Below are 16,880 nucleotides of genomic sequence, written 5' to 3'. Positions count from 1 at the left end.
CAGGCTCTTTGTGTTATCACACAAGAGCCTGTTAGGTTTAATAAAGTTTGATAATGCACACTGTATGCTTTGAACATATGTTTAACCGCTACCACGGTGACCACATTGCGGTATACATAGAGCTAGACTTGATTGAGTTCAGTATGGTGTTTTAAAGGGGCAAGCGATGGCTCTTTTTGGGTTTTATGCACAGTGTTTTTGTGCTGTTTAATACGGGTAATATGCGTGGTTTCTTCCGTAAAATCGGTGAGGTTGTCAGAGTCAGTCGCTCTGACTACACAGTGTCGGCCTCGCTGTTTTGCCCGATATAACGCTTTATCTGCAGTATGATATAGCTCGGAAATAGTGCGATTTTTTCCACAAGCATAACCTGCTGAAAACGTTAACAACCCAAAGGGCGAGCCCCGATGTGGAATCGCTAGTTGTTCAGTGACACTCATGAGTTCATTAATCAACTCGGTTAACTCATGCTGTTGTGCAGCGGGAATTAAAACGGCAAATTCCTCACCGCCTAAACGGGCTACAGTACAGTTATGCATGCTATTTCTTAAAGCGGCAGAGAAACTGCGTAAACACTCATCGCCTGCGGGGTGGCCATAAATATCGTTAAATGCTTTGAATGAGTCAATATCAATTAAAATCAAACCCGGTGAAGTAGGCTCTTCCATCATTTGTTGAATGATTTGATCGAAATAACGGCGATTATAAAGGCCTGTTAGCGGATCATGGTAAGAGAGATCAAGTAAGCGTTGATTTGCCTCATTGAGCGCCTGTGTACGCTCTTGTACTTGATTATCAAGCGAAAGATTAAGATGCCGTAGATCTTGCTCACTTTGAAAACGAGCCAACAAACTGGCCACGACAGCGGTAAACAGGTGCAAAATAGTTTGCTGGTGGCTTGTCATTACACGGCGGCTAAGTAGGTTATCGGCAAAAATTGCGCCAAAAAAACGCCCACCGTGCCATAAGCCGGCACTTAAATGCCAACCAATGCCAATGAGGTTACTGTCATTAAATAAGGGAGCATCTCGCCGAACCATAAAGTAATCTTGTACTGTCAGCATAGGGGCAATAATCGGATCTGAGTAAGGGTCAATTTGCAGATGGTGTTCATCACGCAGATTGCCCAGTTCATCACAGCCATAAGTGCCATAAAGCTGATGGGTGTTTTGATCCCATAACATCACTGCAGCGCGATCAACCCCTAGGGTTTTTACCTTTTCTACAGCAACTTTACACGCCAATAAAATGTTGTCTGCTTCTGCCATAGCAAGCAAGCCTTCGTGTAAAAAACGCAGCTGTTTTTCACGTAGCATTTGTACTAGTACGGAAGAGACCATGCGCCCAAAGGTGATCAACAACACTTGTTGAGCTGCAGTCAGCGGGCGTTGAGAAATCAGGTTATCGAGCGCAAACCAGGCAATTGGGCCATTTTCATCGCGTAGAACGAGCATCGCATTCCAACCAACCCCCACAATCTTATTCTGGGTATAGAGGGGTGCATTTTCTTTGATCACCAACTCTTGGTCTTGACTGCGTAGCGTATTATTAAAGGTATCTGTTTGATCGCGATAGTTGTAAATAATGTCGCGTTCATCGGCTGTATTTCCGTGATTATCGGTGCCAAATGTCCCTTGAACTTGGCCCGTGGCGGGGTCGTACAGCATTAATGCACTACGACAACCGGGTAAAACAGAACGCAATTGCTCTACCGTCAGTTGATAAAGCTCATCAAGTTCACGGCACAATACCATGGCACTCATCAGTTGTTGCAACTCCCGAATCGTATTGACTTGGTTGCGCAAGTCATTGAGCTGCTTGGCGAGCATCGCTTCTTGCAGATCGCGTTTCGTGCGCTCGGCACTACTTTGGGTTTCTGTCCGGTGTTTTTGCAGCAATTGGCCAAAAAAGAGTAATGCACAGATCTGTGTTGAGGGATCAGCACTGGCTACGTTCGCTACGTTACGCTTCCAGACGAGGATTTGAGTGTGCTCATGGCTTCCACTCAAACGACAAATTTGCAAAGTAGGATCATCGGTAAATGCCTGATAAATCCCATCTTGGGTTAATTGATGTGTATGTATGATCAAGGCGCAATGGCTAAATAGGTTGTCATGGGGAGTGTTTGACGGCCAGCTATCAAGCAGTGTTGGATCTTCACGCCCACTAAATAACCAACACTGCTCTGCATTAAGCAAGAGTGCCAATTCAGGTAAGGCCAGATCAATGAGTGAACGTTGATCGTGAGCAAAAATCCATTGCTGTAGCATACCGTGCGGGATCATCTCATATCCTTAAGACCATGCGGGATATTAGCATTATATAAATCACACAGAGAGTCGATTATTGTATGGAATTTAATGCTGATTTTGAGCGGTAAGTCGATTTTTTCCACATTTATTTTATAACACTGTGTTTCATATATAGGGTGCTGTTTCAATTTAAGAGTACTTTATTTTTATAATACACAAGGCAATATCATCAAGCAGCACTGTGTATATTGTGATTATCAATTAAAGCGGTATGCCGCAAGTATCGGGATTAGAGTTGGCGAATCAGAGACTTGTGACTACAATAGCGGCGTTCTCAACGGGGTGCCTGATGGCTGAGATAACACCCGTCGAACCTGATCCGGTTAATACCGGCGGAGGGATTGGGGAGGGTTGCCGGTACTTGCCTGCAGCCACCAAAACCTTTGCCGACTCCCACACGGTTGTAAGGAGCGCAAAGTGTCAATATTCACGTCTGCTACAGAGTCTCTCTCTGCCATTCGCTTTCATGCTGTATTCGCCACGCTATTGTTGTCAGTAGCGTTACCCTCAATGGCTGCAGATACGGCTTCTGCATCCCCAAAAACAGGCTCTTTATCAGCGAACCCAGTGCCAATGCCTACAAAGCATGTTGATATCGGCCAGTATGCGGGGAAAACGCTGACAGTGTATACCTATGACTCGTTTGCGTCTGATTGGGGCCCCGGCCCTGCGGTAAAAAAAGCCTTTGAAGCACAGTGTGGCGGGTGTGAATTAAAGTTTGTTGCGCTTGATGATGGTGTTTCGATTCTCAATCGGGTGCGAATGGAGGGCGCGCGCAGTAAGGCTGACGTGGTATTAGGGCTTGATAATAATTTAGTGGCTGAGGCTGAGAAAACCGGGCTGTTTGCCCGTTTATCCATCAATACCGATGCGCTCACGCTGCCTAAGGGATGGCATAATCCATTTTTTCTTCCTTATGATTATGGTTATTTTGCGTTTGTGTACAACAAAGAGACATTACCTCACCCCCCAGGCAGCTTAAGCGAATTAATTGATAGCCCTCAGCCGTGGAAAATTATCTACCAAGACCCGCGAACCAGTACGCCAGGGCAGGGGTTGATGCTGTGGATGAAGGCGGTGTACGGTGAAAAAGCTGCCGCAAAGTGGCAACAGTTAGCGAAAAAAACAGTCACAGTGACCAAAGGCTGGAGTGAGGCTTACGGTCTGTTCCTCAAAGGTGAGGCGGATATGGTACTCAGTTACAGCACCTCGCCGATGTATCATCTGCTTAGTGAAAAAGATGCACGTTATGCTGCCGCTAATTTTGCCGAGGGGCACTATATGCAAGTTGAGGTAGCCGGACAGTTGGCCAGTAGCCAGCAGCCACAACTGGCACAGCAGTTTTTGCAGTTTATTTTAACGCCCACATTTCAACAGCAGATGCCAACTGCTAACTGGATGCTGCCTGTCACCAATATTCCACTGCCAGCCGGATTTGAGCAGGTGATAACACCAAAGAAAACGTTGGCATTTTCCTCTCAGGATGTGGAAAAACAGCGTAAAGCGTGGATACGAGAATGGCAAACTGCCGTCAGTCAGTGATGTTGTTATTACAAAAGCGGCATGCTCTTTGTCAGTGGTGGCCCGGCGTTGTGGCTGCCTTGTTATTGTTGTTATTAGCAGCCAGTGCACTGGTGAGTTTGTGGCAACATGCCCCAATCACGAGACCAATGTTTGTATTTGCTGACCCCTATTTGCAACATGTGCTGCGTTTCACCCTGATGCAAGCAGGGTTATCAACCTTGCTTTCTGTGCTACCTGCTCTTTTTTTGGCACAAGCGTTGGCGCGCAGGCGATTTATCGGGCGCGCTTTACTGATACGGCTGTTTTCACTGACATTAGTGTTACCTGTGTTAGTGGCGGTATTTGGTTTAATTAGTGTGTACGGGCAAAACGGCTGGTTAGCACAGGTGTGCCGCTGGTTAGGGGTTCACTACCGTTTTTCACCATACGGTTTGCAGGGGATTTTACTGGCACATGTGTTCTTTAATTTACCGTTGGCCTGCCGACTATTCTTACAAAGCTTAGAAGCTATTCCCCTTGAACAACGCCGTCTTGCAGCGCAATTAGGTATGAGTGCGCATCAGCAGTTTCGGTTTGTCGAGTGGCCCTATCTGCGCCGCCAGTTATTGCCAACAGCCAGCTTAATTTTTATGCTCTGTTTTGCCAGTTTTGCGGTAGTATTGGCGCTGGGTGGAGGGCCAAAAGCGACCAGTATTGAGCTGGCGATTTATCAGGCACTAACCTATGACTTTGATCTGGGGCAAGCGGCATTACTGGCCCTGTTGCAGATGGTTATTTGTCTTGGTTTAGTGGTGATCAGCCAACGTTTGGCTGGCACGTTGCCGGCAGCGGCGGGTAATGGTGGGGTTTGGCATGAGCACTCTCGACACCGAGGCCGCTTGTTTGGCGATCTGCTGCTAATTGGTGCTGCACTGTTATTATTGTTACCTCCGCTGCTCTCAGTGCTTGTTAGTGGTTTGAACTTATCGATCGGGTCAGTATTACGTCAGGCTGCACTTTGGCAAGCACTGTTAACCTCATTGCAGATAGCATTGGGTACAGGCACGCTGGCCGTGGTGCTGGGGATGATGATCCTCTGGTCAAGCCGCCAGTTACGGATGCAGGGTCAGAACCGTTGGGCTGCGCATCTGGAATTATCGGGTATGCTCATCTTGGCCATGCCAGGTTTAGTGCTGGCCACTGGCCTGTTTTTATTATTGCAGCCCTACCCAGCACTGGCTAAACACGCCATGCTGCTGGTAGTTATCTGTAATGCATTGATGGCACTGCCGTATGTACTCAAAACCCTCAGTGTACCAATGTGGGATCTGGCCGTGCAGTATAACCGATTGTGTGCGTCACTCGGAATACAGGGCTGGCAACGTTTGTACTGGGTGGAGTGGCGTGCATTGGCTCGCCCACTCTCGTTGGCGATGTCATTTTCGTGTGTGTTGTCGCTAGGTGATTTTGGCGTGATAGCATTACTCGGCAGTGATGATCTGCGGACTTTACCACTGTATTTGTATCAACAGATGGGCGCATATCGCAGCCATGATGCGGCAGTGACAGCACTGCTGTTGATGCTTCTCTGTTTTGGCTTGTTTACCTTTTTTGAACGCCTGCCACGGCAGCGCGCAGAGTCTTCATCATGATTTCGTTAACCCAAGGCCTGTTTATTTATGACCATCTGCCGATGCGTTTTGATGTACAGATAAACGCCGGAGAGCGGGTCGCAATTCTTGGCCCAAGCGGAGCAGGAAAAAGCACCCTGCTGAATCTTATTGCTGGTTTTGAGCGGCTTAATAGCGGCCAACTTTGCTTAAACGGGGTAGATGCGGCGCACTTGCCCATTGCCGCCCGCCCAGTATCAATGCTATTTCAAGAGCATAATCTGTTTAATCATTTAACTGTGCGGCAAAATATTGGCTTAGGGCTTAATCCGGGGTTAAGGCTCAATGAGGCACAGCGCCAGCGTTTGGCACAGGTGGTTGAAGATGTTGGGCTGAGTGAATATTTAGATCGACGGCCAGATACGCTCTCAGGTGGTCAACGTCAGCGGGTGGCACTGGCGCGCTGTTTGGTGCGCGATACCCCAATTTTGCTGCTCGATGAGCCATTTTCAGCACTGGATCCGGCCTTGCGGGCTGACATGTTGCAATGTGTCGAGTTAGCCTGCCAGCGAGCGAACCTGACGTTACTGATGGTATCACACAATCTAGAGGATGCGGCGCGGATAGCACCACGCACACTGCTCATTGTCGATGGCAACATTCATTACGATGGCAGTACGCAAACATTAGTGCAGGGAAAAAACCCCGCAGCACGGATACTGGGGATTCATGTCGAGGGTTTGCTCTAAATCATCAGTGATAAATAATGCGTGTTAAATGATTCGCGATGTATCGTTGACAATAAACGCTTATGCACTTAATCCTGTTGTTATAGCGGATAATGCCTCTAACAACAGAATTAAGTGGCAATACTCAGTGGCCATAGCAAATGGTAATGCGCATTTATACTGTTCGTACGTTTTAATGCTGTTTAGAGTCGGATTATCTGCCAAACGTGCTGGGCATACAGTGGCATCATGGGTTGTTTTAGCAATAACAGAGTGCTAATAACTGCCGCCAACAACGCAAGCGGGGCTAAAATGCGCAAGCGTGTTGGGGTTAATATACGGCTAAAAAAATCCTCTTTTTGGCGATCGGCACGCCAATAACGCCAGCACCACCACACAGCTAAGGTACAACTCACTGTACAGGCTATCAACCAAAAACGGAATAGACCTAAATCTTGGCCATGAGGAATATCCAATGCAACACCAGCGAGTAAGCCGGGCAACAGATAGACCGGTGGCCACGTTGCACAGGCCAGAAAATTGGGCAAAACGAACTTTTGTACTGGCAGATTTAGCATCCCTGCCACTAATGGTACAATTGGGCGCGTTGGGCCAATGTGTCGCCCCCAGAAAATAGTTAACATGCTGTGCTGATGCAGTGCATGTTCAATCTTGCTAATCTGGCTGGTATAGCGTTGCAGTGGGCGTGCTTTACGCAAGGGTACAGTGAAGTAGTGTCCAATTAAGAATGATCCCCAATCTCCTACCATACAGCCAAGTGCTGCTAACAGCCATGCCAGCCAAAAGTTAACCTCACCGTGGCCAATCATCAGACCAATTGATGTCATAATGATTGAACTTGGGATCAGTAAGCCAATCACCGCAATTGACTCAATCAGTGCAGCAAGAAAAACTGCGCTCAGTGCATATTGTGCTGCATAGAGTTGTACATGTGTCAGTAAAGCATCCATCGGTATCTCAATGTGGTTGGTCAGAACAAACTGACAAGTCAGTATTTTATAGGGAAGTATTGTGCAAGGCAGGCTTCATAGCGTCAATCGGCACTATAAAGGCAGAATAAAACAGCAGAAAAGGGAGCAAAACCAGAGATTGTTTTGCTCCCACGGCAGTTTTACAGATGTTCCTCAGCATAAGAGGCTAAACGGCTGCGTATTACGCCATTGAGGTAGAGATTGACACTGCCTTCAAAATCTTTAAAACGCTCAACAATATAGGTTAATCCCGACGTTACGGGCGTGAGATAGGCACTATCAATTTGTGCCAGATTGCCCGAACAAACAATTTTAGTGCCTTCACCGCAGCGGGTAATAATGGTTTTTAGCTGTGACGCACTTAAATTCTGGCACTCATCAAGCAGGACAAATGCGTTTTGAATTGAGCGCCCACGCATGAAGTTAATCGATTTAAATTGGATATTGGCTTTATCCTGAATATATTTGATGGAAGCTTCGGTGTTGTGATCGTTTTTATGCAGCACCTCTAGAGTATCGGTAATGGCGGCCAACCATGGCATCATTTTTTCCTCTTCAGTGCCCGGTAAATAGCCAATGGATTCGCCGATATCCGGCGTATTGCGGGTGACGATAATCTTGTCGAACATCTTTTTCTCGATCACCTGCTCAAGTGCCGCGGCCATGGCCAGCAAGGTTTTACCGCTACCGGCAGGGCCGGTTAAGATCACCAGATCAATGGAGGGATCGAGCAGGGCATGCAGTGCCATGGCTTGATACATATTTTTCGGGTGGATACCCCAGGCCTGACGATGCATCATTTTCTCGCGGCCAAGATCGCGAAACGTGACACGATCTTCGCCAATAGCACAGATGCGGCCAGCAAAGTGTTCAGTATCATCAAACAGATATTCATTGATATGCGCTGTTGGAACGAGTGACGCATCAACCGAATGGTAAGTCTCTCGCCCTTCATGCTGGGTTTGGCAGACTTCAACTTTATCCCAAAAATTGCCCACAAGGTGGCGAAAACCTTTCGTTAGAAAGCGAACATCGTCAATCAGTTGATCAGTGCGGTAATCTTCAACCCGCAGCACACCCGCGCCTTTGGCACGCAGGCGCATGTTAATATCTTTGGTGACTAAAATAATCGGTTGAGGCGCATACTGCTTTTGCAGGTATAATACGCCATTGAGAATACGGCTATCGCCCTCTTTATGTGGGAAGGCGAGAGCTGTTTCATCGAGGCCATAATCAGCAAAAATTGCGATGCAACCCGATGCCTGTGCGCCGTGTTTACTAAGTGGAACGCCGGCGGCGATCTCTTCGGCAGTGGCATCAAGAAATACACTTTCGAGCATACGAATCGCGACTCTGGCCTCGCGCGATACGTCGCGTTTACTATCCTTAATCCTGTCGAGCTCTTCAAGTACAGTCATTGGAATGATGACATTGTGTTCTTGAAACGAAAAGATAGATTGGGGTTCATGGAGTAGAATATTGGTATCGAGGACGAAAATTTTTCGTTCGTCTGTGCCCATAGTAATCTCCTTATTAGTGTTAAAACAGTGCGCTCTTTGCACGGATGTTGCCCCTATTATTAAGTGTAGCAACGTATCAACAATCAAACGCATACTTCATGACATGCTTGTGACAATTGCACCGTTTTTAAATTATTGAATATGGATAAATCCGTGACGGGAAACCGACCTTGAATTACCATAACGCCCTTTCCCGCACCCACCCCAAAGAAGAGAGTTGAGTCCGCACTATGCCTTTTGCACTTGGTCAACGTTGGATCAGTGATACTGAGAGTGAGTTGGGTTTAGGTACGGTCGTGGCGATAGAAGCCCGTACCGTGACTATCCTGTTTCCTGTTTCCGGTGAAAACCGCGTTTATTCCCGCGTTGATGCGCCGGTAACCCGCGTCATGTTCAATCAAGGCGACACAATCAGCTGTCATGAAGGCTGGAAATTGTGTGTCGAAGAGGTGCTGGAAGCACACGGAGTACTGACCTACATCGGTACACGCGTCGATACCGAAGAGGCGAATGTCACCCTGCGTGAGGTGATGCTGGACAATAAGCTGACCTTCAGCCGCCCGCAGGACCGTCTGTTTGCCGGTCAGATTGATAGGATGGATCGCTTTGCGCTGCGTTATCGCGCACTGAACCATCAGCGCGATCAGTTCCGTTCACCACTGCGTGGATTACGCGGCGTGCGTGCCAGCCTTATCCCGCATCAGGTTTATATTGCCCATGAAGTGGGCTGCCGTTATGCGCCGCGTGTTCTGCTGGCCGACGAAGTGGGTTTGGGTAAAACCATTGAAGCGGGCATGATCATTCATCAGCAACTGCTCTCTGGCCGTGCCGAGCGTGTACTGGTGGTGGTGCCTGAATCTTTACAGCATCAGTGGCTGGTGGAAATGCTGCGCCGTTTCAATCTGCGTTTTGCGCTGTTTGATGAAGAGCGTTGCGCCGAAGCGGGGCTGGATGCCGAGAACCCGTTTGAAACCGAACAGTTGGTGATCTGTTCGCTCGATTTTATCCGTAAAAAACGCCAGCGTTGCGAACAGGCCGTTGATGCTGAGTGGGATCTACTGGTGGTCGATGAAGCTCATCATCTGGTTTGGGATGAAGAGAAACCGAGCCGTGAATATCAGGTGGTTGAAGCCTTAGCGGAGAATATTCCGGGCGTGTTGCTGCTGACCGCAACTCCAGAGCAGTTGGGCCAGCAGAGCCATTTTGCCCGTTTGCGCTTGCTCGATCCTGATCGTTTCCATGATTACGAAGAGTTTGTCGCCGAGCAGCAGCAGTATCAGCCGATTGCCGATGCCGTTGCTGATATTACCAGTGGCAAGCCGCTGACGGTTGCAGCACAAAATCTGCTAACCGAGCTGCTGCCAGAGCAAGATGTTGAGCCGCTGCTCAAAGTGATTAACGCCAAGAGTGTGGATGAAGCGGAGCGCATCTGTGCTCGCCAGACGCTGATCAGTAATCTGATGGATCGCCACGGTACTGGCCGTGTGCTGTTCCGCAATACCCGTCAGGGTGTGAAAGGCTTCCCGCAGCGCAGCGTAAACCAGATCACTTTGCCACTGCCGAGCCAGTATCAAACCGCGATTCGCGTTGCGCGTATGATGGGATCAAGCAAGATTGATGATCGTGCGTTGCAGATGCTCTATCCCGAACAAATTTATCAGGCATTTGAAGGTGAAAATGCCACGTGGTGGAACTTTGACCCACGGGTTGAGTGGCTACTGACATTCTTGAAAAATCACCGTGATGACAAGGTGCTGGTGATCTGTGCGAAAGCCGAAACCGCGGTGCATTTAGAGCAGGCACTGCGTGAGCGTGAAGCGATTCGTGCAGCGGTGTTCCATGAAGGTTTATCCATTATCGAGCGTGATAAAGCGTCGGCCTACTTTGCACAGCAAGAAGAGGGCGCGCAGGTGCTGCTCTGCTCTGAAATTGGCTCAGAAGGGCGCAATTTCCAGTTTGCCAGCCAGTTGGTGATGTTTGATTTACCGATGAATCCGGATCTGCTTGAGCAGCGGATTGGCCGTCTTGACCGTATTGGTCAGCGGCACGATATCGCCATTCATGTGCCTTGTCTTGAAGGCACATCTCAGGCGCTGCTGTCGCGCTGGTTCCATGAGGGGCTCGATGCGTTTGAGCACACCTGCCCGACCGGACGCCCAGTGTATGATCAGTTTGTTGAGCGTTTGATTCCGTTTTTGGCCGACCCAAGCAGTACGGAAGGGTTTGATGAGCTGATTGCTGAGAGCCGCGCGCTGCACGATAGCTTGAAAGCCAAGCTGGAAACGGGCCGTGATCGCCTGCTGGAGATGCACTCCAATGGGGGCACAGAAGCACAAGCGTTGGCCGAGAAAATTGGCGAGCAAGATGGTGGTACTGACTTAGTCAGTTTTGCGCTGAACCTGTTTGATATTATTGGGGTGCAGCAAGAGGATCGTGGTGAGCACATGCTGGTGCTTGAACCGACTGGCCATATGCTGGTGCCTGATTTTCCGGGTTTGCCATCAGACGGCTGTACCGTGACCTTTGATCGTGATGTGGCCTTGTCGCGTGAAGATGCCCAGTTTTTGACATGGGAACATCCAATCCTGCGTAACGGCATTGATCTGATTTTGTCCGGTGATACCGGTATGACCGCAATATCATTGTTGAAAAACAAAGCTCTGCCAGCCGGAACATTGTTGCTGGAGCTGGTCTATGTGGTTGAAGCGCAAGCGCCAAAACATCTGCAATTGACTCGTTTCCTGCCGCCAAGCCCAATTCGTTTGTTGATGGATGCCAACGGTAATGATCTATCGCAATCGGTCGCGTTTGAAGCACTGAACCGCCAACTTAGCCCAGTGAACCGTCATACCGGCAGCAAACTGGTCAATGCGGTACAAAAAGAGATCCACGCGATGCTGACACTGGCCGAGCCGAAAGCCACTGAGCTGGCGCGCATTGAAATTGATGCCGCGCGTCAACTGGCTGATAACGTGATGACTGCTGAACTCGATCGCATGCTGGCTCTTAAAGCGGTGAACCCGAACATCCGTGATGATGAAGTGACTGTGCTGGATCTGGGCCGTAAGCAAGTGATGCAGCACCTTGATGAAGCCAACTGGCGGTTAGATTCGCTGCGTGTGGTTGTGGTTACGCATCAATAAGTGTTTAGCAAAGGTAATCACATGGCACAATCGAGCAGCACCAAACGGCAGCGTAAAGCAGCTTATTTGGCGGGAGAACCACCCGCCCCCAGCGGCGCACCGCCGCTGGAGTCATATCATCCGCCGACTGACCCTTGGCTGGAGATCCTCTATCAGGATGCCAGCATCATGGTGGTCAACAAACCGAGCGGGCTGTTGTCAGTGCAGGGGCGCGCGCCTGAGCACCGCGACAGCATTATGCAGCGGATCCAAGAGGATCACCCGCTGGCTGAATCGGTGCATCGTCTTGATATGGCGACCAGTGGTGTGCTGGTGGTGGCATTAACCAAACAGGCCGAGCGTGAGCTCAAACGTCAGTTTCGTGAGCGTGAGCCTAAAAAAGCGTATATCGCCCGAATCTGGGGGCATCCTGAACACGATAGCGGTGAGATAGATTTACCACTGGTGTGTGACTGGCCGAACCGTCCGCAGCAGAAGGTGTGTCATGAGACCGGTAAGCCAGCTCAGACGTTGTATCAGGTGCTCAGTCGTGATTTAGATGGAACAAGCCGTGTTAAACTGACCCCTATTACCGGCCGTTCACACCAGTTGCGGGTACACATGTTGGCACTGGGGCATCCGATTTTGGGTGATCGCTTTTATGCCAACGCACAAGCACAGGCCATGGCTGATCGTTTGCAATTACATGCGCTAGAGCTGAATATCACGCACCCGAAAACCGGTGAGCCGTTACAGTTTTGCTGCCATCCTGATTTTTGAAATCAGCCAAAATAAGCGAGCACAACACTCGCGCCAAACAAAAAGAAAGAGTGAAAGGAAGTAATATGATTCAAGTAGTAGGTCATAAAAACCCAGACAGCGATAGCATCTGCTCGGCACTGGTAGCAACTGCACTGCTGCAAGCTCGCGGTTTGAATGCCAAAGCCGTTCGTCAGGGTGATATCAACCGTGAAACCCAGTTCATCTTAAATAAAGCGGGTGTTGAGCAGCCTGAGATGTGTACTGGCGTAGCCGGACAACAAGTCTGGCTGGTAGATTACTCTGATATGGCGCAAGGCCCAGACGATCTGGCCCAAGCTGAAATTTTGGGTATTGTTGATCACCACCGTTTAGGTGATGTGACTACCGCACAGCCGCTGGAAGCGTGGATTTGGCCAGTAGGTTGCACCAATACCATTTTGTTCAACCTGTTCAAAATGGAAAATGCACCGATTACCCGCCCACTGGCGATCCTGATGATGTCTGCCATCATCAGTGACACCGTAGGGTTTGCTTCACCAACGTGCACACAAAAAGATAAAGATGCGGTTTATGCGCTGGCTGAACTGGCACAGATCAGCGATTTGGATGCGTTTATCACTGAGCTGCTGATTGCTAAAACCGATATTGCAGGTTTGAGCGCAGCAGAGCTGGTTGAAAAAGATCTGAAAGGCTATCCACTTAATGGGCATAACGTCGTGGTTGGCCAGATTGAGCTGGCAACACTGGCGCAAGTTGATGACATGATCGATGCGCTGAATGCCGATTTGCAGCGCCGTTGCAGCGAAGATTCGCTGGTACTGGCTGCTCTGATGCTGACCGACATTACCACGGCAACCACCCGTCTGCTGTATCAGGGCGAATGGTCAGCAAAGTTAGAAGCACACGCTGATAACGGTGTTCTGATGATGCAAAATACCCTGAGCCGTAAAAAGCAGGGTTGGCCTTGGCTGCAACAAGTTCTAGCCTGATTACTTTGATACAGCGGGTGCTGACACTGCACTACAGTGGTTAATCTTATGGCAATGAAAAAAGCGGTCTAATAAAGACCGCTTTTTTTTAGACAAAACTTGTCGCACTCTGACGCAGATATACGCACTTCCCTACAGAAAGATACACGGGCCAGTTATATGGTAACTGTAATGGCGCTATCGCCGAGTTATTCCATAAGGAGCACTGGTCATGAAAGTTGATATCTCTATTCCTGATGCAAGCAGAAAACAGATCGCTGACAGTCTCGCTCACCTTTTGGCTGAAAGTTTTAGCCTTTACTTGAGTACGCACTATTTTCACTGGAACGTGAAGGGTATGCGTTTCCTGCCGATTCATCAAATGTTTGAAGAGCAGTACACAGGTATTTGGAATGCATTAGATGATATTGCTGAACGTATTCGGGAATTAGGCTTTGAAGCACCAGGTTCATTGAGTGCATACCAAAAAATGAGCCGTTTACCAGAGCCAAAATCAAACTTAAGTAATAACGAGATGATTGCCTTTTTGCTGCAAGGCCATGCAACAGTCATCGAACGTATTCGCGGTATTTATCCACTCACCGGCGAGGTGATGGATGGTGCAACAGCATCATTACTTGATGATCGCTGCTCTGCACATGAAAAAATGGCGTGGATGCTGCGCAGTACACTTGAAGAGTAAGTGATCATACTAATATTGCTGTAGTGATAAAGAGAAATGTAGATCGCGCTATAGGCTATATTGGTTGATATTACCCTTTTTTTATAACGGCAGACCTCTTTGTTAGGGCTGTCGTTTTCCTGCATATTGTTACATCCCCACACAGATTTTATTGTTTTTATCCCCTATAGTCAGGCAATTACTGTTTTCTTTTTAAACCATATTGCCAGAATAAAAGGGTATAAAGTGCGTATTTTTTCCAGCTTTTGGCGTTATTTAGCGCAAAACCAGCCCCTTTTTTTACGTGTATTGCACATAGGTATTGCCTTGTTGGTGGTTTTGCAAATCATCAATAGCAATGATATGCACTTCACACCAGACCAGCAAATTCGCGCTGATTGGCTTATTCAACTTTGTACATGGATGCATATTGTTAGTGGTATTTTATTGTTGCCACTGATTGCCTTATTACTGTGGTATTGCTTTAAAACTCGTGGCTTCCGCTATTTTTATCCATATTTATGGGGGGATACAGAGCAACTCACGGCTGATCTCCGAGTATTGTTTCAGTTTCAGTTGCCTGAGTCACAGCCTAAAGGCGTAGCAACATGTATTCAGGGGTTAGGATTAGGGGCATTAGTGCTGGTTGTATTATCAGGGCTTGCTTGGTTTGTGCTTTGGTGTAGTGGCTCTGTCTGGACACTCGATCTCAAATCACTGCATAAAACCCTTACCAGCCTGATAGAGGCCTACGTTGTTGGGCACGGTGGTATGGCACTGTTACACTTTATCGGTTGGTGTCGTCGTCAGCCAAAATAAGCCTAAGCGTGATAAGTGAACAGTATCCCTTAATCGTAAGACTCGAGCTCTTTTTGGATCTCCTGCTGAATCCATGACAATACTTTACCGTGGTAAGCAGCAGGGGATGCATACGCTGCATAATCACGCCATTGCATACTAAATTTATGTTTAAGTACCTGTAACTGGTTATAACGTAACGGAGTTTGCACCAATGGCGTGGGTAAAATAGCCCAGCCCAGCTTATCAACCACCGCATCGCGGATCATCTCAAAGCAAGAGAGCCCGATGTGATCACCACTGACCGGTTGCAGCGTTTTCACTGATTCATCATCCACATATGACAGCGTAATTTGTGTATGTGACTCTAGGTCATTGTGCTGAACCCGCTTTAACAGCGCCAGCGGATGGCTTTTCTCCACCACCATCATGGTTCGCAGCGGATGCAGCACCTCAATTTTCAGTGATGAGTTCTCTTGCTCTTGAGTCAGTAAACCAAACGCAGCATCAACAATTCCCTCTTCAACCAGCGCAGGTAATTCCGGCGGTGATGCCAACACCAAAGAGACACTGGTGCCGGCAAATTGTTGTTTTAATTGCCCTAATAGCCGTCGCCAGAAAACTTCTGACAATGCATCATCGCGCGCGATGCGCAGCAAGGCTTCGGCACCGGTGGCGTAGTGCTGGCATTTTTGTTCGATGATATTCGCAATTTGTAAAATACGCTCACTGTCATCCAGAATTTGTTCACCGATAACGGTCAATTCCGTTAAGTTTGAACCGCGTTCAAAAAGGCTGACACCCAAACTGTCTTCCAGTGCACTGATTGCGGTACTCACGGTACTGCGGCTTTTACCTAAACGGCGTGCCGCTTCAGTGATTGAGCCATTATTAGCGGCCTCTACAAACATTTCTAACTGCGAGAACTTCATCGGCTACTCCAGACATCAGTGGATGATCCTAGAGGGTGTAAACAAATTGTCAAACACGAGCGTCGGAAAAGTTGACACTGAGCGATTAGTATATAACGAGCAGGAGGGCTAGAGTAACGCTGTGCCGCAAACGTTATCAGCAGATCACGGGGCATTAAGGATATTAAAGGGTACTCACATGTTATTCGCATGGATGTTTCTGTTACTGGCTATTATTACCGAAGTTGCAGGAACATCATCTATCAATAAAATCGTCGAAAATGGTTCATTTTTCAGTTATTTGCCTATGTGGGCAGGGATCGGAATATCTTATTTTTTCCTCTCTAAAGCGATCAAAAAAATACCTATTGGTATTGCATACGCGTTGTGGGAAGGGGTTGGTGTTACCTTAATTACACTGATTTCGGTGTTTATTTTTGGCTACTCGCTCTCATTGCAAGAGATGATTGGGTTAGCACTGGCCGTCACCGGTATTATTATGGTGAATGCCGGTGAAAGCCACCCACAGCAGGAGGAGGCATAATGTTACATATCGGATTTATTATTGCCGCCGCTCTGCTCGACGTTGCCGCGAATATGGCGCTAAATAAGTCGAAAGGTTTTCAACGTAAACGTTGGGGGTTTCTCTCTCTTTTACTGGTTATGAGTGCGTTTACGTTATTGACCGAAGCCGTTCGGGGTATGGATCTTGCCGTAGCCTACGCATCATGGGGAGCAATCGGTATTTTAGGCACAGCCATTGGTAGTTGGGTTATCTTTAAAGAGAAACTCAAACCGATTGGTTGGGCTGGTATTGTGGTGATTGCTACCTCGGTTGTGGTGATGCATTCGGCATAATGGTTTACAGCGGTTTACGTCAGGTTCATGTAAGCCAGATATAAAAAAGCGGATAAGAGTCATCGCTTATCCGCTTTTTTGATCGCATTTAATGGCCGTATGTTAATGGCACTG

The 16,880-nt window shown here is 48.2% G+C and carries 14 protein-coding genes and 1 riboswitch; of the genes, 10 read left to right on the top strand and 4 right to left on the bottom strand.

Annotated features, from left to right (window positions below):
* Positions 1-122: 122 nt before the first annotated feature.
* Complete coding sequence (locus ACRC53_RS09100; RefSeq protein WP_438643133.1) at positions 123-2,285, bottom strand: GGDEF domain-containing protein; 2,163 nt, start codon at positions 2,283-2,285, stop codon at positions 123-125.
* 295 nt (positions 2,286-2,580) lie between these two features.
* Positions 2,581-2,670: riboswitch (TPP riboswitch) on the top strand.
* A gap of 215 nt (positions 2,671-2,885) precedes the next feature.
* Between ACRC53_RS09100 and thiB the strand changes: the two genes are divergently transcribed.
* From thiB to thiQ, 3 genes are read left to right on the top strand one after another with little or no spacing between them, the layout of a single operon-like run.
* Positions 2,886-3,854 carry a thiamine ABC transporter substrate binding subunit gene (gene thiB, locus ACRC53_RS09095; RefSeq protein ID WP_438643227.1) on the top strand — a complete coding sequence of 323 codons (969 nt, stop codon included), beginning with the start codon at positions 2,886-2,888 and terminating at the stop codon, positions 3,852-3,854.
* Positions 3,855-3,856: 2 nt separating this feature from the next.
* The gene (gene thiP, locus ACRC53_RS09090; protein ID WP_438643226.1) at positions 3,857-5,467 is read left to right on the top strand and encodes a thiamine/thiamine pyrophosphate ABC transporter permease ThiP; all 1,611 of its coding nucleotides are present in this window, start codon (positions 3,857-3,859) and stop codon (positions 5,465-5,467) included.
* Complete coding sequence (gene thiQ, locus ACRC53_RS09085) at positions 5,464-6,174, top strand: thiamine ABC transporter ATP-binding protein ThiQ (RefSeq protein WP_438643132.1); 711 nt, start codon at positions 5,464-5,466, stop codon at positions 6,172-6,174. The genes thiP and thiQ overlap by 4 nt, the downstream gene beginning before the upstream one ends.
* Positions 6,175-6,356: 182 nt before the next feature.
* Here the strand turns inward: thiQ and ACRC53_RS09080 are convergent, their stop codons facing one another.
* Both ACRC53_RS09080 and ACRC53_RS09075 read right to left on the bottom strand, forming a co-directional pair.
* Positions 6,357-7,124: a DedA family protein gene (locus ACRC53_RS09080; RefSeq protein WP_438643131.1), complete on the bottom strand. Its 768-nt coding sequence runs from the start codon at positions 7,122-7,124 to the stop codon at positions 6,357-6,359.
* A 161-nt stretch (positions 7,125-7,285) separates the two neighbouring features.
* Positions 7,286-8,665, bottom strand: a complete 1,380-nt coding sequence (locus ACRC53_RS09075) for a PhoH family protein (protein ID WP_438643130.1) — start codon at positions 8,663-8,665, stop codon at positions 7,286-7,288.
* Positions 8,666-8,895: 230 nt separating this feature from the next.
* Between ACRC53_RS09075 and rapA the strand changes: the two genes are divergently transcribed.
* From rapA to ACRC53_RS09050, 5 genes are all read left to right on the top strand, one after another.
* On the top strand, positions 8,896-11,808 hold the full coding sequence (gene rapA / locus ACRC53_RS09070) for an RNA polymerase-associated protein RapA (protein WP_438643129.1): 2,913 nt from the start codon (positions 8,896-8,898) through the stop codon (positions 11,806-11,808).
* Between the two features lie 21 nt (positions 11,809-11,829).
* Complete coding sequence (rluA, locus tag ACRC53_RS09065; protein WP_438643128.1) at positions 11,830-12,567, top strand: bifunctional tRNA pseudouridine(32) synthase/23S rRNA pseudouridine(746) synthase RluA; 738 nt, start codon at positions 11,830-11,832, stop codon at positions 12,565-12,567.
* A 65-nt stretch (positions 12,568-12,632) separates the two neighbouring features.
* Complete coding sequence (locus ACRC53_RS09060; RefSeq protein ID WP_438643127.1) at positions 12,633-13,538, top strand: manganese-dependent inorganic pyrophosphatase; 906 nt, start codon at positions 12,633-12,635, stop codon at positions 13,536-13,538.
* 211 nt (positions 13,539-13,749) lie between these two features.
* Positions 13,750-14,220, top strand: a complete 471-nt coding sequence (locus tag ACRC53_RS09055; protein ID WP_438643126.1) for a Dps family protein — start codon at positions 13,750-13,752, stop codon at positions 14,218-14,220.
* Between the two features lie 225 nt (positions 14,221-14,445).
* Positions 14,446-15,018: a cytochrome b/b6 domain-containing protein gene (locus tag ACRC53_RS09050; protein WP_438643125.1), complete on the top strand. Its 573-nt coding sequence runs from the start codon at positions 14,446-14,448 to the stop codon at positions 15,016-15,018.
* A gap of 29 nt (positions 15,019-15,047) precedes the next feature.
* On the opposite strand, the gene ACRC53_RS09045 is transcribed toward ACRC53_RS09050, so the two are convergent.
* Entirely contained in the window at positions 15,048-15,929 is an 882-nt protein-coding gene (locus ACRC53_RS09045) for a LysR family transcriptional regulator (protein WP_438643124.1), read from the bottom strand.
* A 178-nt stretch (positions 15,930-16,107) separates the two neighbouring features.
* Here ACRC53_RS09045 and ACRC53_RS09040 point away from each other — a divergent pair, with 178 nt between their 5' ends.
* On the top strand, positions 16,108-16,452 hold the full coding sequence (locus ACRC53_RS09040) for a DMT family transporter (protein WP_438643123.1): 345 nt from the start codon (positions 16,108-16,110) through the stop codon (positions 16,450-16,452).
* A complete protein-coding gene (locus tag ACRC53_RS09035; RefSeq protein WP_438643122.1) occupies positions 16,452-16,766 on the top strand; it encodes an SMR family transporter in 315 nt (104 codons plus the stop codon). The genes ACRC53_RS09040 and ACRC53_RS09035 overlap by 1 nt, the downstream gene beginning before the upstream one ends.
* Positions 16,767-16,880: the final 114 nt, after the last annotated feature.

This window comes from Plesiomonas sp. (genome assembly GCF_051652165.1).
Lineage (GTDB): Bacteria > Pseudomonadota > Gammaproteobacteria > Enterobacterales > CAMTGL01 > Plesiomonas.
Note: the sequence above shows the minus strand (reverse complement) of the source record. Positions and strands in the feature narration are given on the sequence as shown.

Excerpts from the sequence above, each read along its gene's own strand:
- ACRC53_RS09035 (WP_438643122.1), top strand. The coding sequence starts at position 16,452 with ATGTTACATATCGGATTTATTATTGCCGCCGCTCTGCTCGACGTTGCC.
- ACRC53_RS09045 (WP_438643124.1), bottom strand. The coding sequence starts at position 15,929 with ATGAAGTTCTCGCAGTTAGAAATGTTTGTAGAGGCCGCTAATAATGGC.
- ACRC53_RS09040 (WP_438643123.1), top strand. The coding sequence starts at position 16,108 with ATGTTATTCGCATGGATGTTTCTGTTACTGGCTATTATTACCGAAGTT.
- thiB (WP_438643227.1), top strand. The coding sequence starts at position 2,886 with ATGCCTACAAAGCATGTTGATATCGGCCAGTATGCGGGGAAAACGCTG.
- ACRC53_RS09100 (WP_438643133.1), bottom strand. The coding sequence starts at position 2,285 with ATGATCCCGCACGGTATGCTACAGCAATGGATTTTTGCTCACGATCAA.
- ACRC53_RS09075 (WP_438643130.1), bottom strand. The coding sequence starts at position 8,665 with ATGGGCACAGACGAACGAAAAATTTTCGTCCTCGATACCAATATTCTA.
- thiQ (WP_438643132.1), top strand. The coding sequence starts at position 5,464 with ATGATTTCGTTAACCCAAGGCCTGTTTATTTATGACCATCTGCCGATG.
- rluA (WP_438643128.1), top strand. The coding sequence starts at position 11,830 with ATGGCACAATCGAGCAGCACCAAACGGCAGCGTAAAGCAGCTTATTTG.
- ACRC53_RS09060 (WP_438643127.1), top strand. The coding sequence starts at position 12,633 with ATGATTCAAGTAGTAGGTCATAAAAACCCAGACAGCGATAGCATCTGC.
- rapA (WP_438643129.1), top strand. The coding sequence starts at position 8,896 with ATGCCTTTTGCACTTGGTCAACGTTGGATCAGTGATACTGAGAGTGAG.
- ACRC53_RS09055 (WP_438643126.1), top strand. The coding sequence starts at position 13,750 with ATGAAAGTTGATATCTCTATTCCTGATGCAAGCAGAAAACAGATCGCT.
- ACRC53_RS09080 (WP_438643131.1), bottom strand. The coding sequence starts at position 7,124 with ATGGATGCTTTACTGACACATGTACAACTCTATGCAGCACAATATGCA.